This window comes from Terrisporobacter glycolicus ATCC 14880 = DSM 1288 (assembly GCF_036812735.1).
Lineage (GTDB): Bacteria > Bacillota > Clostridia > Peptostreptococcales > Peptostreptococcaceae > Terrisporobacter > Terrisporobacter glycolicus.
The window spans coordinates 3029594-3046708 of the sequence record NZ_CP117523.1 but is presented as its reverse complement, the minus strand read 5'-3'; the positions used below and the strand labels follow the sequence as shown (position 1 = coordinate 3046708).

The 17115-nt window shown below is 29.6% G+C and carries 17 protein-coding genes; 16 read left to right on the top strand and 1 reads right to left on the bottom strand.

The genetic code is table 11. The features are described from left to right. The first annotated feature begins 40 nt into the window (after positions 1-40). From licT to metA, 11 genes are all read left to right on the top strand, one after another. Positions 41-883, top strand: coding sequence for a BglG family transcription antiterminator LicT (gene licT / locus TEGL_RS15045; protein WP_018589897.1), 843 nt, complete (start codon positions 41-43; stop codon positions 881-883). Positions 884-914: 31 nt separating this feature from the next. Further along, complete coding sequence (locus TEGL_RS15040) at positions 915-1421, top strand: PTS sugar transporter subunit IIA (RefSeq protein WP_018589896.1); 507 nt, start codon at positions 915-917, stop codon at positions 1419-1421. A gap of 55 nt (positions 1422-1476) precedes the next feature. Beyond that, a complete protein-coding gene (nagE, locus tag TEGL_RS15035; RefSeq protein ID WP_018589895.1) occupies positions 1477-2919 on the top strand; it encodes an N-acetylglucosamine-specific PTS transporter subunit IIBC in 1443 nt (480 codons plus the stop codon). 793 nt (positions 2920-3712) lie between these two features. Then, entirely contained in the window at positions 3713-4432 is a 720-nt protein-coding gene (pxpB, locus tag TEGL_RS15030; RefSeq protein WP_018589894.1) for a 5-oxoprolinase subunit PxpB, read from the top strand. A 2-nt stretch (positions 4433-4434) separates the two neighbouring features. Continuing rightward, positions 4435-5442, top strand: coding sequence for a biotin-dependent carboxyltransferase family protein (locus TEGL_RS15025; protein ID WP_018589893.1), 1008 nt, complete (start codon positions 4435-4437; stop codon positions 5440-5442). 25 nt (positions 5443-5467) lie between these two features. Then, on the top strand, positions 5468-5899 hold the full coding sequence (locus tag TEGL_RS15020) for an acetyl-CoA carboxylase biotin carboxyl carrier protein (RefSeq protein ID WP_018589892.1): 432 nt from the start codon (positions 5468-5470) through the stop codon (positions 5897-5899). Positions 5900-5915: 16 nt separating this feature from the next. Beyond that, positions 5916-7253, top strand: coding sequence for an acetyl-CoA carboxylase biotin carboxylase subunit (locus TEGL_RS15015; RefSeq protein ID WP_018589891.1), 1338 nt, complete (start codon positions 5916-5918; stop codon positions 7251-7253). 19 nt (positions 7254-7272) lie between these two features. After that, complete coding sequence (locus TEGL_RS15010; RefSeq protein ID WP_018589890.1) at positions 7273-8058, top strand: putative hydro-lyase; 786 nt, start codon at positions 7273-7275, stop codon at positions 8056-8058. Positions 8059-8080: 22 nt separating this feature from the next. Continuing rightward, positions 8081-8839 carry a LamB/YcsF family protein gene (locus TEGL_RS15005; RefSeq protein ID WP_018589889.1) on the top strand — a complete coding sequence of 253 codons (759 nt, stop codon included), beginning with the start codon at positions 8081-8083 and terminating at the stop codon, positions 8837-8839. 41 nt (positions 8840-8880) lie between these two features. Beyond that, on the top strand, positions 8881-10164 hold the full coding sequence (locus tag TEGL_RS15000) for an Nramp family divalent metal transporter (RefSeq protein ID WP_018589888.1): 1284 nt from the start codon (positions 8881-8883) through the stop codon (positions 10162-10164). Between the two features lie 150 nt (positions 10165-10314). After that, positions 10315-11232 (top strand): homoserine O-acetyltransferase MetA, encoded by a 918-nt coding sequence (metA, locus tag TEGL_RS14995; protein WP_018589887.1) that lies wholly within the window; start codon positions 10315-10317, stop codon positions 11230-11232. Positions 11233-11336: 104 nt separating this feature from the next. On the opposite strand, the gene TEGL_RS14990 is transcribed toward metA, so the two are convergent. Next, entirely contained in the window at positions 11337-11777 is a 441-nt protein-coding gene (locus TEGL_RS14990; protein ID WP_018589886.1) for a hypothetical protein, read from the bottom strand. Positions 11778-11858: 81 nt separating this feature from the next. Here TEGL_RS14990 and TEGL_RS14985 point away from each other — a divergent pair, with 81 nt between their 5' ends. The 5 genes from TEGL_RS14985 to grdA all read left to right on the top strand — a co-directional run bounded on the left by TEGL_RS14985 (position 11859) and on the right by grdA (position 16919). Continuing rightward, positions 11859-12953, top strand: a complete 1095-nt coding sequence (locus TEGL_RS14985; RefSeq protein WP_033316389.1) for a serine/threonine-protein kinase — start codon at positions 11859-11861, stop codon at positions 12951-12953. Between the two features lie 94 nt (positions 12954-13047). Continuing rightward, on the top strand, positions 13048-13458 hold the full coding sequence (locus TEGL_RS14980; protein WP_018589884.1) for an FxLYD domain-containing protein: 411 nt from the start codon (positions 13048-13050) through the stop codon (positions 13456-13458). A 337-nt stretch (positions 13459-13795) separates the two neighbouring features. Beyond that, the gene (grdG, locus tag TEGL_RS14975; RefSeq protein ID WP_018589883.1) at positions 13796-15082 is read left to right on the top strand and encodes a sarcosine reductase complex component B subunit alpha; all 1287 of its coding nucleotides are present in this window, start codon (positions 13796-13798) and stop codon (positions 15080-15082) included. A 15-nt stretch (positions 15083-15097) separates the two neighbouring features. Continuing rightward, positions 15098-16405: a sarcosine reductase complex component B subunit beta gene (gene grdF, locus TEGL_RS14970; RefSeq protein WP_081617851.1), complete on the top strand. Its 1308-nt coding sequence runs from the start codon at positions 15098-15100 to the stop codon at positions 16403-16405. 43 nt (positions 16406-16448) lie between these two features. Continuing rightward, on the top strand, positions 16449-16919 hold the full coding sequence (gene grdA, locus TEGL_RS14965) for a glycine/sarcosine/betaine reductase complex selenoprotein A (protein WP_081617850.1): 471 nt from the start codon (positions 16449-16451) through the stop codon (positions 16917-16919). Positions 16920-17115: the final 196 nt, after the last annotated feature.

The following is a 17115-nucleotide window of genomic DNA, read 5'->3' as shown; positions in this document are numbered from 1 at the left end:
ATTTTTGCGTTGAAAAATATAGAAAAAGGAAGATGTATTTATGAAGATAACAAAAGTGATTAACAATAGTTTTGTATGTGCTTATGATTCAAACAATAAAGAAGTTGTTGTAATGGGGAAGGGTATTGGATTTAAAGCAAAAGAAGGAGATATAGTAAGTAAAAAGAGAATTGAAAAAATATTTATTATGGATGGCAAATCCTCAGTAGATAAATTTAAACAATTAGTAGAAAAACTTCCTTTGGAACATTTTAGATTATCTTATGAAATTATTAGTTATGCAAGAAGGACTTTAGGCCAAAAACTTAATGAAAATATCTATATTACATTAACAGATCATATTAACTTTGCAGTAAAAAGATTCCAAAAAGGAATGATGTTTCCTAATCCTTTGTTGTGGGAAGTGAAGCAATTTTATAAAAGCGAGTATTTAATTGGTGAATATGCTCTCAGGCTTATTAAAGAAAAATTAGGGATAGAAATGAATGAAGATGAAGCAGCAAGTATTGCGCTACATATTGTAAACGCAGAATATAACACAAATATGAATGATGCGTTGAAAATCACTACTTTAATAAGTGATATTGTAAAAATAATAAATGATTTTTATGGAATTAAATTAGATGAAGAAAGCTTACATTATTCAAGATTAATAACACATTTAAAATTCTTATCTCAAAGATTGTTTTTGAATGAAACAATAAAAGATACAGATGATATTTTAGTAGAGATGATTACAAGTAGATATGAAAAAGAATTTGAATGTAGCTTGAGGATTAAAAAATATATTGAAGAAAAATACGAACATGAAGTGTCAAGGGAAGAATTAGCATATTTGGCAGTACACATAAAAAGAGTGTCTATGTATGCTGAGGATTTATAAAATTAGAAAAGAAATGTTATGGAGGATTAAGATGTTTAAAGGACTAAAAGAAAGATTTGGCAAAAAAGAAGATAAAATACTTGTTTTAGCTCCTATAAAGGGAGAAGCAGTGACTATAGATAAAGTAAATGATCCTACTTTTGCACAGGAAATGCTAGGAAAAGGTGTTGCCATAAAACCTGCTGAAGGGAAAGTAGTATCGCCGGTAAATGGAGAAATAACGGTATTATTTGAAACAAAACATGCAGTATCTATAAAAAGCGATGATGGAGTAGAAATACTTATACACATAGGCTTAGATACAGTGAATTTAAAAGGAGAACACTTTGAATCTTATGTAAAAGTAGGTGATAAAGTAAAAGTTGGAGATTTATTAATAAAATTCAATAAAGAAAAAATTAAAGAAGCTGGTTATGACACAATTACACCTATGATAATATGCAATACTTTTGAATATTCAGATGTTAATGCTGTTAAAATAGGTGAAGTTGAAAAACAAGATAATATTATAGAAATTATAAAAAATAAATTTTATTAGTATTAAAAGGTGAAAACCTTAAAAAATAAATAAAATAAGGGAGGAATTATTAATTATGATGAAATACTTTCAAAGACTAGGTAAGTCATTAATGTTACCAGTTGCTTGTTTGCCAGTAGCTAGTATATTAATGGGAATAGGTTATTGGGTTGACCCTACTGGATGGGGTGCAAATAGTGTAATAGCTGCATTTTTAATAAAAGCAGGTAGTGCATTAATAGATAACATGGCAATATTATTTGCTATAGGTGTTGGGATTGGGATGTCTGATGACAATGATGGTTCAGCAGGTTTAGCTGCTTTAGTATCTTGGCTTGTAATAACTACACTATTAGCGCCAGGTTCAGTTGCATTTTTCCAACAAATAGATGTAGCTGTAGTTGACCCGGCATTTGGTAAAATAGCAACTCAATTTACTGGTATAATATCAGGGATTATAGGTGCAACTTGTTATAATAAATTTAAAAATACAAAATTACCCAATTGGTTATCATTCTTTAGTGGTAAAAGAAGTGTTGCTATAGTAACTGCATTATTCTCAGTTGTAGTAGCTGTTATATTATTCTTAGTATGGCCAATAGTATACAACGCATTAGTAACGTTTGGTAAAGGTATAATATCAGCAGGACCAATAGGTGCTGGTATATATGGATTCTTTAACAGATTGTTAATACCAACTGGATTGCATCATGCATTGAACTCAGTATTCTGGTTTGATGTTGCAGGAATAAATGATATAGCAAATTTCTGGGGTGGAACAGGAACTCCAGGTGTAACAGGTATGTACATGACTGGATTCTTCCCAGTTATGATGTTTGGTTTACCTGCAGCAGCTTTAGCAATGTACCATGCTGCTAAAAAAGAAAAGAAAGCAGCTGTATATGGATTATTATTAGCAGCATCTTTCTCTGCATTCTTCTCAGGAGTTACAGAACCATTAGAATTTGCGTTCATGTTTTTAGCACCAGGTTTATATGTATTACATGCAGGGTTAACAGGTATATCAATGGCAATTTGTGCAATGTTACCAACAAGAGCTGGATTTAACTTCTCGGCAGGGTTTGTTGACTGGTTCTTAAGTTTTAAAGCTCCTATGGCAGAAAATCCATTAATGTTATTACCAATAGGTTTAGTATTTGCAGTTTTATATTATGTAACATTTAGATTTGCAATAACTAAGTTTAACTTAAAAACTCCAGGTAGAGAAGAAGATGATGAGGTTGTTTTAAAAGAAAATGTATCTACATCAAATAATGACTATGCCGTTACTGCAGAGCTAATATTAAAAGGTCTCGGTGGGCGTGAAAATATAACATCTATAGATAATTGTATAACAAGACTTCGCTTAGAAGTGAAAGATCAATCATTAGTAGATGAAAAACTTATAAAATTGGCTGGTGTGGCAGGAGTAATAAGACCTGGCAAAACTAGTGTACAAGTTATAATTGGTACTCATGTACAATTTGTGGCAGATGAATTTAAAAAGCTTTGCGTGTAAAAAGACGCTTAATAATAGTTTATAATGAAAAAGTTCCTAAGATCATAATCTTAGGAACTTTTTTATTATGTATTAAGGTAATAAATAAAATCGTGAAAAATATTCTAATGAAGAAATATACCTTGGAGGTATTATACGAAGATGAATGGTATGATATTAAAGTTGTCAGAAAGAGAACAACGAATATATAGCTATAGCAATAAGACTTTCTTATAATTCTACAGAAAACTTGGATAGAAACATAGAAAATGAAATATTAAAGATATTTAAAAAAATAACTAAAGAAGAAAAAATATATTATTATTATGACAAATTAGCGAAATGCATGTGAAAATGCAGATATGATTTACAAACTTGATTTGAGCAAAAAAGAAACTATATAAATGTATATTAAATCATAGAATAATTTTTTTATTTGATATTCTATTGTTATCTTATTGTTTTGAATAAAAAATAAAGTAATCATTCAAAATAAGAAGATAACTAAAAATTCAAAAAAATGAAATTGAAGGTTCGTAAATTAATACAAATGAATAAAATTAATGTAAAAATTCAAAAATAATGAGGGTTATATATTGCACATAATAAAAAAGTGTTAAAACGCTTTAAAAACTAAGGTTTTTATATATTTAAAAAGGAAGCAAACATTATTAATTAAAAATAATTGCAAGTTTTAAAAAAAATATTGCAAAAATAAAACTTATAATATACAATTCATATTAAAGTAGATATGGTAAATATAAGCGTATTTTGAATGTATATTCAAAATTTCGATCACAATGGGGGTGTAGTAATGAAATGTTTACCAGTTGGAGACTCAGCTCTAACTTTAGAATTTGGTGATGAAATTAACTATGAAATTAATAATAAAATTAGAGTTTTTAATAAAAAAATCAAATCATTAAATATAGATGGAATAATAGAAGCAGTACCATCTTTTAAAGCACTATTGATTTATTATGATCCGAAAAAATTATTTTTTAATGAAGCAAAAGAGATTATAACTGATTTATTTAAAACAATAGATATTGAGAATAACAAAATAAAAAAGGTTATAGAAATTCCAGTTTGTTATGATGAAGAATTTGGAGAAGATTTAGACTTTGTTAGTCAATATACAAAATTGTCTAAAGAAGAAATTATAAAACTACACAGTTCAAAAGAATATTTAATATATATGCTAGGTTTTTTGCCAGGTTTTGCATACTTGGGAGGAATGGATGAAAGGTTAGTCACGCCAAGATTGAAAAATCCAAGATTAAAATTAGAAGCAGGAGCAGTAGGAATTGGGGGGGAGCAGACAGGAATTTATCCTTTAGCATCTCCTGGTGGGTGGAGGATTATAGGAAGGACACCTCTTAAACCATATGACTTAAATAGAGAGAGGGCAATTTTATATGAAGCGGGAGATTATATAAAGTTTAAACCAATAAGCAAAAAAGAATATTACAAAATAAAAGATTTAGTAGAAAGAGGAATTTATAAATGTAATGTGGTTGAAGGGAGTGCATAGCGTTGGGAATTGAAATACTACAATCTGGACTATATACTTCTGTACAGGATTTTGGAAGAATTGGTTATCAAGATGCAGGTTTTTCTGTATGTGGAGCCATGGACAAAAAATCTTTAGCAATTGGAAATCTTCTAGTTGATAATAAAGAAGATGAAGCAGGACTGGAAATAACTTTAATTGGACCTAAAATAAAATTTACAGAAGAAAATTTTATAGCTATAACTGGTGGTGATTTAAATCCAAAAATAAATGGAGAAAATGTCTCTATGTATAAAGCTATATTTGTTAAAAAAGATGATATTTTATCTTTTGAAAATGCACAAACGGGAGCTAGGGCATATATAGCTTTTTGCGGAGGATTAAAAATTGATAAAGTAATGGGGAGTAAATCAACAAATGTGAAATGTTCTTTAGGCGGATATAAAGGAAGAACGTTGAAAGAGGGAGATTTTATTAAATTTTCTTCGCCAAAGGTATATTTAGAAAATTACTTATCTAGAAAATTAGATTTTAAGTTAGAAGAAGAAGAAGTTGTATTGAGGGTAATATTAGGGCCTCAAGATGACGCTTTTACACAAAAAGGAATTTGTACATTTTTAAATGAAAAATATGAGGTAACGAAAGAATTTGATAGGATGGGATGTAGATTAGATGGACCTATTATAGAACATGAAACACCGGCAGATATTATATCTGATGGAATTGTTCTAGGATCAATACAAGTACCCTCCCATGGTAAGCCAATTATAATGTTAAGCGATAGACAGACAACAGGCGGTTATACAAAAATTGCAACCGTTATTTCTGTAGATATTGGAAAGCTGGCTCAAAGAAAAACTGGAGACAAAATAAGATTTGAAGAAATATCTTTAGAAAAAGCACAACAGCTTTATAGAGATGAAATAAAAAAGATAAAAGAACTTAGGAAACAAATTAATAAGCCGTGTATAGAAGTATTAAATCCAAGAAATACATCTAAGAAAATTGAAATATTGTTAAATAGCAAATAGCAAGTTTGTAAAAGGGGGCATTAACATGGACTTTAAAGAAATATTAAAATTGATTGAAGTAATAGATAAGTCTACACTTACTAAATTTTCTTTTAAAGAGGGAGATACAAAAATAAAAATAGAAAAGAATATGGAAGAGACTATGTGTACAAAATCAGTCATAAAAAATGAAATTTTAGAAATAAAAGATGAAGTTGAAAGAATAGAGTCGGATAATTTTGAGTATATTAAATCTCCACTTATAGGAACTTTTTATAACTCACCATCGCCTGAGGAAGAACCGTATATTGCTGTAGGAGATGAAGTATCTAAAAATCAAGTAATAGGTATAATTGAGGTTATGAAAGTTATGAATGAAGTGAAATGTAATTATGATGGAATAGTTGAGGACATTTTAATTAATAACAATGATACTGTTGAATATGGTCAGAGTCTAATAAAAATAAAAGTACTTTAATTATGGGAGAATAGTTATGTTTAATAAAATATTAATTGCAAATAGGGGAGAGATAGCAGTTCGTATAATTAGAGCTTGTAAAACTTTAGGTATAAAGACAGTAGCTGTTTATTCTAAAGTAGATGAAAATTCACTTCATACAGTTTTGGCTGATGAAAAGGTTTGCATTGGAGAGGCAAATCCAAGGGAAAGTTATTTAGATATGAGTAAAATTGTAAGTGCGGCTATAGTAACAAAATCAGATGCAATTCACCCAGGATTTGGGTTTTTGTCAGAAAAAAGTGAGTTTGTGGAGTTATGTAAATCACAAAACATCAAATTTATAGGTCCAGATAGTAAGATTATTGATGCTATGGGAAATAAATCAAAAGCAAGAAATACAATGATTGAAGCCAGCGTTCCTGTTGTTCCAGGAAGTAGAGAACCCATATATACAAGTGAAGATGGTAAAAAAATTGCAGATGAAATAGGATACCCTGTAATAGTTAAAGCATCCTCTGGTGGTGGAGGAAAGGGTATGAGAATAGTAGAAAAAGAAGAAGATTTTGAAACGCTATTCAATTTGGCTCAGATAGAATCAGTAAATGCATTTAATGACAATACGATGTATGTGGAAAAATATATTAGAAATCCTAAACATATAGAAGTTCAAATTTTAGGTGATAGTTATGGAAATGTGGTTCATTTAGGTGAAAGAGATTGTTCAATCCAAAGAAATCACCAAAAAATGATAGAAGAATCACCTTCACCTGTTATAGATGAAATGACTAGAGAAAAATTAGGGAATATGGCAGTAAAAGCTGCAAAGGCAGTAAATTATGAAAATGCAGGAACAATTGAATTTATAATGGATGAAGATTTGAATTTTTACTTCATTGAAATGAATACAAGAATTCAAGTAGAGCATCCAGTAACAGAAATGGTTACAGGTGTAGATTTAATCAAAGAACAAATAAAAATTGCTTATGGTGAAAAATTATCTTTGAAACAAGACGATGTTAATATAAAAGGACATGCTATTGAATGTAGAATAAATGCAGAAAATCCAGCTAATAAGTTTTTACCATGTCCAGGAGAAATTACTTCACTGAATCTTCCTGGAGGTAATGGAGTTAGAGTTGATACCTTTGTATATTGTGGATATAAAATTCCAATGAATTATGATTCTATGATAGGGAAGATTATAGTTCATGGATGTGATAGAAGTGAAGCTATAGAAAAAATGAAGATTGCATTAGATGAATTAGTTATAGGCGGAATTGAAACTAATGCTAATTTTCAATATTCTCTTATGAATAATCCAGTTTATGTGAAGGGGAAAGCAGATACAGGATTTATAGAAGAATTACTATGATAAAAATGGGGGTATAAAAATGGATTACTCAAAAGAGTCACCAGTTAAAGTTAGACAAATTATTAGAGAAGGTAAGTACACAAAACCAACTTCTGGTATGTGTAGTGGCTATGCTCAGGCAAACTTAGTGATTTTGCCTAAAGATTTAGCTTATGACTTTCTTTTGTTTACACAAAGAAATCCAAAGTCATGCCCTGTTTTAGAAGTGTCAGATGTGGGGAGTAGAAACTTAAAATATATTGCAAAAGACGTGGATATTGCAAAAGATATTCCAAAGTATCGAGTATATGAAAATGGAATATTAAGGGGAGAATATGAGGACGTAGAAGAATTTTGGCAAGAAGATTTTGTTAGTTTTTTTATAGGATGTAGTTTTTCTTTTGAATCGGAACTAATAAAAAATCGTATTGAAGTAAGACATATTGATGAAGAATGTAATGTACCTATGTATAAAACTAATATTGAATGTAAAGAAGCTGGAATATTTAAAGGAAATATGGTGGTAAGTATGAGGCCAATTCCTTATGATCAGATGATAAAAGCAGTTACAGTAACGCAGCAATTTCCGAAGGTTCATGGTACACCAATTCATATTGGAGATCCTAAAATAATTGGAATTAAAGATATCAATAATCCTGAATTTGGAGATAGTGTAACTATTAAAGACGGTGAAGTGCCAGTATTTTGGCCTTGTGGGGTAACACCTCAATCTGTAGTTATGAATGTGAAACCTAGTATAGTGATAACTCATTCGCCAGGTCATATGCTAATTACTGATATTAAGAATGAAGATTTAAAAGACTAAATATGTTTTGGGGGACGAAGTTATGTATAGAGTAGACTTAAATTGTGACTTAGGGGAAAGTTTCGGAAGATATAAATTAGGGTTAGATGAAGAAGTTATTAAATATGTTTCTTCTGTTAATATAGCTTGTGGTTTTCATGCATCAGATCCAGTAGTAATGGAGAAAACTGTTAAATTAGCAAAAGAAAATAATATATCCATAGGAGCTCATCCAGGGTTTTTAGATTTGATGGGATTTGGAAGAAGAAATATGGATATTTCTTTGGAAGAAGCTAAATCATATACAAAATATCAAATAGGAGCATTATATGGATTTTGTAAAAGTGAAAATATAAAACTTAATCATGTAAAGCCACATGGAGCATTATACAATATGGCAGCTAAAGACTATAACTTAGCAAAAACTATATGCGAAGCAATATATGAATTTGATAAAGAAATTATACTTTTAGGATTAAGTGGAAGTCAGTTAATTTGTGCTGGAGAAGATGTTGGTCTTAAATGTGCCAATGAAGTTTTTGCAGATAGGGCTTATGAAGAAGATGGGACTTTAGTAAGTAGAAAAAAAGATGGTGCTGTAATAACTGATGATGAAGAAGCTATAGACAGAGTGATAGATATGATAATAAAAAAACAAGTAAAAACAATAAGTGGAAAATATATAGATATAAAAGCTGATTCTATCTGTGTTCATGGTGATGGAATAAAAGCATTGGAGTTTGTAAAAAAAATAAATAAAAAATTAGAAGAAGAAAATATAGAGATAAAACCATTATCTTAGAACTTATAATCTTATTTTTAAAATTTAAAGGGGGAAGGAATATGGAAGTTTTAAAAGATAATTCAATTGAAGAAATCGCCAAAAAAGAGAGTAAATTTAAAGAAAGATTAAAAAATATAGGACCAGGAGCACTAATAGCAGCTGGATTTATAGGGCCAGGTACAATAACAACTTGTACAAAATCAGGAGCAAGTAGTGGATATACTCTACTTTGGGCAATGCTATTTTCAACAGTTGCAACGATAATATTCCAAGAAATGGCGGCAAGGTTAGGTATAATTACTCAAAAAGGTTTAGGTGAAAATATAAGAGAAAAAATTTCTAGTAAAACATTAAAAACCATAGCAGTAGGAATAGTAATCGTTGCCATATTTATAGGAAATATAGCTTATGAGACAGGTAATTTAGTTGGTGGTTCTATGGGGCTTTCAACATTAATACCACAAGTTCCAAATACGATATGGGCACCATTATTAGGTGTAGTAGCATTTGCATTACTTTGGTCAGGGAATTATAAAAAAATAGAAAAAATATTAATAGGATTAGTTTTAGTTATGAGCGTTACTTTTTTTACTACTGCCATAGTTTCAAAACCAGATTTTGGAGCAATCATAAAAGGAATGTTTATACCACGAGCAGGAGCAAATGATTGGTTAACTATAGTAGGATTAATAGGAACAACAGTAGTTCCTTATAACTTATTTTTACATGCGTCTTCAGTATCTGAGAGATGGACTAGTAAAGAAGATTTAAAAAATGCACGAATAGACACAGTAATATCTATAGGACTTGGCGGTCTTATTTCTATGGCTGTAATAATTTCAGCGTCAGCATCTTTCCATGGAAGCGAAACGGTTATAGATAGTGGAGCAGTAATGGCACAACAACTAGAACCACTACTTGGATCATGGGCTAAATGGTTTTTTGGTATAGGATTATTTGCTGCAGGCTTTACTTCTGCAATAACAGCACCACTTTCAGCAGCATTTGCTACAACAGGTGCTCTTGGATATAAAAAAGATATGAAAAGTATGAAGTTCAAAATAGTTTGGATGATAGTTTTAGGAGTAGGCATAGTGCTTAGCGCTCTTGGAATGTCGTCAAGTCCAACAGAACTTATATTAGTGGCTCAAGCAGCGAATGCTATAATATTGCCAATTATCGCAATATTCTTAATATATGTACTTAATCATAAGGATTTAGGTGAGTATAAAAATAAGCTTTGGAATAACGTATTAGGTATATGCATATTATGTGTAACTTTAGTTATAAGTTATCGTTCATTATTATCATTTGCTGAAGCTGTGAAAGGACTATTTATGTAATTATAATATTATTAATATAAAGGATAAGGTTTTATTATAAAATCTTATCCTTTATATTTTACTATGACTTTTTTAACTAAATAAATATGTAGTTGTGCTATAATTTATTTTAAATATAGAAAAAGGGAAAATTAAAAAGGGGGAAAATAAATGCCTATAAAAATACCGTCACAGTTACCTGCATACAATGTTCTATCAAGTGAAAATATTTTTGTAATGAATATAGAAAGAGCAAATCATCAAGATATTAGACCGCTTAAGATAGGAATATTAAATTTAATGCCTATAAAAATACAAGCTGAAAATCAACTGCTTAGATATCTTTCAAATACACCACTTCAGGTGGAAATTACACTACTTCAAACTAAATCATATAGGGGAAACCATACGCCACTTGAACATTTAGATAAATTTTATAGATATGTGGATGACGTTAAGGATGAAAAGTTTGACGGACTTATTATTACTGGAGCACCAGTAGAACAAATGGAATTTGAGGATGTGGATTATTGGGGTGAATTAAAAAATATAATGGATTGGACCAAAACTCATGTTTATTCCACAGTGCATATATGTTGGGGAGCGCAAGCAGCTCTTTATCATCATTATAATGTGCCCAAATATCAATTAGATAAGAAGTTATTTGGTGTATTTAAACATAGGAATAATTTTGAACATGACAATTTAACTAGAGGGCTAAATGACGTGTTTTATGCTCCTCATTCTAGACATACAGAAGTAAAAAGAGAAGATATAGAGAAAGTTGACGACTTAGAAATATTATCAGAATCAGATGAAGCAGGAATATTTATTGTAGCTAATAAAAGTAGAAGACAAATATTTATAACTGGTCACTTAGAATATGATAGAGATACTTTAAAAGGAGAATACTTAAGAGACTTAAGTAAAGGGTTATCTATAGAAATGCCTAAACATTATTTTGAAAATGATGATGACAAAACTACTCCTTTTGTTACTTGGAGAGAAAGTGCAAATATAGTTTTTGGAAATTGGTTGAACTACTGTGTATACCAAAACACACCTTATAATATAGAAGAAATAAATTAATGGAAATAGTCATGAATATGTTTATTTAGTGAATAAACTATTAATAAACTTTCCTGGGAAATAATTGATGTAAATTTAATATGAAAATATAGAGAGGAATAGCGTTATTCCTCTCCTAATAATGTCAAATTATAAGAAAATAGGAGCTCATTAATACGAAGGATATTTAAATTTTTATTTAGGCCAAAAATTATAACACTATCTCTTGTAATTTTGGGATAAAGTTCACCGCAATTACCTATTTTTAAAGCTCTGTTAGTTTCATCTAAAGTGAAATTGCTGCCTATACATAGTTGTAGTATTTTGTCTCTGCTAGGTTTCTTATCTCCTCTTAAAATTTCATATGCATAAGTTCTATCTAAGTCTGCATTTTTAATAACGGTGCTTTTACTCATGCCTTTTTTTAAAAATATTTTTTCGAAATATTCATAAAGTTTTATATTTCTTGAGTTATCTAAAGTGTTTGATATAAAATCATCTAAATTAGATTCATCATCTATATTATTTAATAAACTCATAAGTTTTATTGTTTCTAGATTTTTCATATATTTCACCTCTTCTTGTAATATGATATAATTTTAGCGTTAGAAAATCAATAAGATGAGGTGCTAGATTTGAATATAAATATGGAATTTAAATTATCACTGTATGAGGAACTGAAATCTATTCATAAAAGTAGAAAAGTTGAAATTTTTATAGTTCAAAATATACAAGATGAAAAAATATATATTAAGAAGGAAATAAAAGAGTATACAAAGGAAATATATAAAATTATAAAAGATATAAATTGTAAAAATATACCTAGAATATATGAAGTATTAGAAAAAGGAGATAAACTTATAATAATTGAAGAGTTTATAAATGGAAATACTTTGCAGGAAATCCTAGAAAAAGAAAATAAGCTAAGAGAAAAAGAAGTAATTGAATATATGATTTCTTTGTGTGATGCTTTATATGAAATTCATAGTTTAAACCCTCCTATTATTCACAGAGATATTAAACCGGCTAATATAATTATAAGTAATGATAATGTATTAAAATTAATTGATTTTGATATTTCAAGAATCTACAAAAAAGGTGAAAGTTTAGATACAACACTTTTAGGAACAAAGGGGTATGCTTCTCCAGAACAGTTTGGATTTGACCAAACAGACTGTAGAAGTGATATATATGCAATGGGTGTAATGATGAATGTATTAACTACGGGAAAACATATAAAAGAAGAATTAAATAATACTTTGTTAAAAGATATAATAAAAAAATGTACTCATATTTCTGCAGAAAAAAGATATGCTAATGTTCTTGATTTAAAAGAAGAATTAAAAAATAAACTTTATGATATAAAATATACCCAAATAGATAAAAAATCAGATGGCAAATGCTATATTAAAGAATATATAAAAACAGTACATTATTATTCAAAAGTTTTGCCAGGTTTTAGAACTAAAAATCCTATATATATGATTTGTGCTAGCCTTTGGTACTTATTTTTAATAATAGGTCTATTTATTGCAGAAGGCTTTAATGATTTTTTAGGTAATATTATACTTGTTATAGTAATGTTATCTATTTATTTTATATTTACAAATTATTTAGGAATAAAAAATAAGTTACCATTGATAAAAAGTAAAAAAATAGCATTAAGGTTGTCAGGGTATTTTATTTATGTTATATGTATATTTTTAGTTGGTGGTGGATTATTAAGTTTAACTATTAATTAAAAAATTCGATTTGGTATGCTGACAGCATACCAATACTCATAAGTAAATTTATATAATTAATTTATAATTAGACAATTACTTATGGAGGTAAGATATGAAAAAGGTATTATTAGGTATTATTATTGGATTTGTAGTTATTGTTGGAGGCTGTGTAGCATTAGTTGGAGCGGGAATGTCTGGTGTAGATAATGCAGTAAAAGAAGTGGAAAAAGAAACAGTTAAAAATGATAATAAGTTACAAGAAATGGCTAAAGATATAAAGTGGAAAGTAAAAAGAGGTGATTATAGTACTGAGATAGTTGGTATTTTTGAAAATACTAGTGAGGAAGTCATCGACTATATTGAATTTGAATATAAATTAATGAATTCTGAAGGAACAGTTATAGAAAAGTCATTTGCTAATGAAACAGAAATTGAACCTGGAGAAAAGAGAAAAATTGAAATATTCTGCTCAGAAAATGATTTTGACAAATATGATATTAAAGTAAAATCAAGCGTTTTTTAAATAATTAAAAAAGAGGTTTGGAATAGGGGTATTTAAATAATATATATTAAGTGTGTATTTTAGAGAAAATACACACTTTTTTTGCTGAAAAACTTGTGAACTTTATATTTTATTTGCGAAATCGCAAAATAAGATTATACTTTGCAATTTTGATAAAACATCTATTTCAAGTGTAAGGTGCAGATAAATCATTATTTTTTGCAAAATTGCAAAATAAGATTAATTACATATTAATAGAATGGCTATATTTGTGGGTTTTATAAGGAAAATATTTTGGCATAAGTATTGCTTGTATAAAAAGTGAATAAATTAAAAATTTATGCAAGGGGGTTGCTTCATGAAGTTAGAACTAGGAAAGATATATATTAATGATATTCAATTTGCACAGAAGACAGAAATCATAAACTCAGTACTTTATGTGAACAAGAGTAAAGTAGAAGAAATGGTGTTAAGTGATGACCGAATAAAAAGTGTAAATGTAGATATTGGTAGACCAGGGGAATCTGTTAGAATAGCACCAGTTAAAGATGTTATTGAGCCTAGAGTGAAGGTTGAGGGGGAAGGAAGCATATTCCCTGGAATTTTAAATAAGGTGAAAACAGTTGGTAGTGGAAAAACAAATACGCTAAAAGGCGCTTGTGTTGTTACAGGTGGAAATATAGTAGCCTTTCAAGAAGGTATTATTGATATGAGTGGACCAATAGCCCAGTATACACCTTTTTCCAAGACTAATAATTTATGTATAATGATGGAGCCTAAAGAAGGTTTAGAAGCTCATGCTTATGAACAAGCAGCTAGAATGGCTGGACTAAGAGTAGCAGAGTATTTAGGCAAGGCAGGTAAGGAAATAGAGCCAGATGAAGTTATAATTTATGAAACTAAACCTATACAAGAGCAAATTAAAGAGTATCCCAATTTGCCTACTGTAGCATATGTTCATATGTTACAATCTCAAGGTTTACTTCATGACACATACTATTATGGAGTAGATGCAAAACAAATGGTTCCAACTTTAATGTATCCTACAGAAATAATGGATGGAGCTATTATTTCTGGAAATTGTGTTGCGCCTTGTGATAAGGTTACAACTTATCATCATTTAAATAATCCTGTAATAGAAGATTTATATAAAAGACATGGAAAAGATTTAAATTTTGTCGGTGTTATATTAACTAATGAAAATGTATTCTTGATGGACAAAGAAAGAAGTTCAGACATGGTAGCTAAGTTAGTAGAGTACTTAGGAATTGATGGAGTAATTATTACGGAAGAAGGTTACGGAAATCCAGATACAGATTTAATGATGAATTGTAAAAAATGCACTAATGCAGGTGCTGATGTTGTACTTATTACAGATGAATTCCCTGGAAGAGATGGGAAGAGTCAATCTGTAGCTGATGCAACAAAAGAAGCTGATGCAGTAGTTTCTTGTGGCCAAGGTAATTTAGTTGTTCATTTCCCCGCTATGGACAAAATAATTGGAACTCTTGAATATGTGGAAATGATGATAGGTGGATATAAAGGATGTTTAAATGAAGATGGAAGTATGGATGCAGAACTTCAAATAATAATAGCTTCAACTATAGCAAATGGATATAATCATTTAGCTGCTAGATGGTATTAAAAAGGGGGAAAGATTATGAGTAAAATAAGAGTAGTTCATTATATAAATAATTTCTTTGCTGGAGTAGGAGGAGAAGAAAAAGCAAATATACCTCCAGAAAAAAGAAGTGGAGTAGTAGGGCCAGGTATAGCAATTCAAAAAGCTTTTGGAGATGAAGCTGAGATAGTAGCAACAGTAATATGCGGAGATACGTACTTTGGTGAAAATATAAAAGAAGCAACAAAAGTGCTTTTAGATATGATAAAAGAAGAGAAACCAGATTTATTTATAGCAGGACCTGCATTTAATGCTGGAAGATACGGAGTTGCTTGTGGATCAATATGTAAGGCAGTAGAAGATGAATTAGAAATACCAGTAATTACTGGAATGTATGAAGAAAATCCAGGTGTGGATATGTTTAAATTAGATTTAAATATTATATCTACTGGAAATTCAGCAGCAACATTAAGAAAGTGTATACCTAATTTTAGCAAACTAGCTTTGAAACTAGCTAGAAAAGAAGAAATTGGTTCACCAGAAGAAGAAGGATATATATTGAAAGGAATAAGAACAAATTATTTCAATAGTTTGAGAGGATCTGAAAGAGCTGTTGATATGTTAGTTAAAAAAATGAATAAAAAAGAGTTCGCTACAGAGTATGAAATGCCTAATTTTGATAGAGTACAACCAGCTAAACCTATAAAAGATATGTCAAAAGTTAAAATAGCTTTAGTAACATCTGGTGGTATAGTTCCTATAGATAACCCTGATAAAATTGAATCTTCTAGTGCAACTAAGTTTGGAACATATGATTTATCTAACATGGAATCTATGGGAAAGGATGATTTTACAACTATACATGGAGGATATGATAGATCTTTTGTGCTGAAAAATCCGAATTTAGTTGTTCCTTTAGATGTAATGAGAGACCTCGAAAAAGAAGGGGTAGTTGGAGAAATAGCAAACTATTTTATGGCAACAACAGGTACAGGAACTAGTGTAGGAAATGCTAAAAAATTTGGAGAAGATATAGGTAAAAAATTAATAGAAGATAACGTAAGTTGCGTAATTCTAACTTCTACATGAGGCACATGTACTCGTTGCGGCGCAACGATGGTAAAAGAAATAGAAAGATATGGTATAACAGTAGTTCATATATGTACGGTAGTTCCTATTTCTCTAACAATAGGTGCGAATAGAATAGTACCAGCTATTGGAATTCCTCATCCTCTTGGAAATCCAGAATTAGATGAAGAGGGAAGTAAAAAAATAAGACGAGAATTAGTTTTGAGAGCACTAAAAGCATTACAAACAGAAGTAAGTGATCAAACTGTATTTGAATAAATTTAATTTGTTTTTATATAAAAATTTATATGGAGGTGTTTTAATGAGCATACTGGAAAATAAAAAAATTATTATCATTGGTGATAGAGATGGTATTCCAGGTCCTGCTATAGAAGAATGTGTAAAAACAGCTGGAGGAAAAGTAGTATTTTCTTCAACAGAATGTTTTGTCTGAACAGCTGCTGGAGCAATGGACTTGGAGAATCAAAAAAGAGTAAAAGAATTTGCTGAAGAATTTGGTTGTGAAAATGTTGTGGTCATGTTAGGTGCTGCAGAAGGTGAAGCAGCAGGACTTGCTGCTGAAACAGTTACTGCTGGAGATCCGACATTTGCTGGTCCGTTGACAGGAGTCCAGTTAGGACTTCAAGTATATCATGCTTGCGAGCCGCAAGTAAAAGAAGAGTTTGACGGTAGTGTATATGAAGAACAAATAGGTATGATGGAAATGGTACTGGATGTTGATGATATAATTAAAGAAATGAGCTCAATTAGAGATGAATTTTGTAAATATTAAAATTTAATAAATTTAGAAATAAGGGAAGAAAATTCAAATATTTTCTTCCCTTATTTTTTATATATAGAAAGTTATAGCTCATTTGTTTTGTACATAAATTTAATTTTCAACAGAGATATCTTGCAATGAGTATATTTAATTAAAGGAAATTATATTTGTAAATAGAATACTATTCATAAAGAATAAGATAAAAATA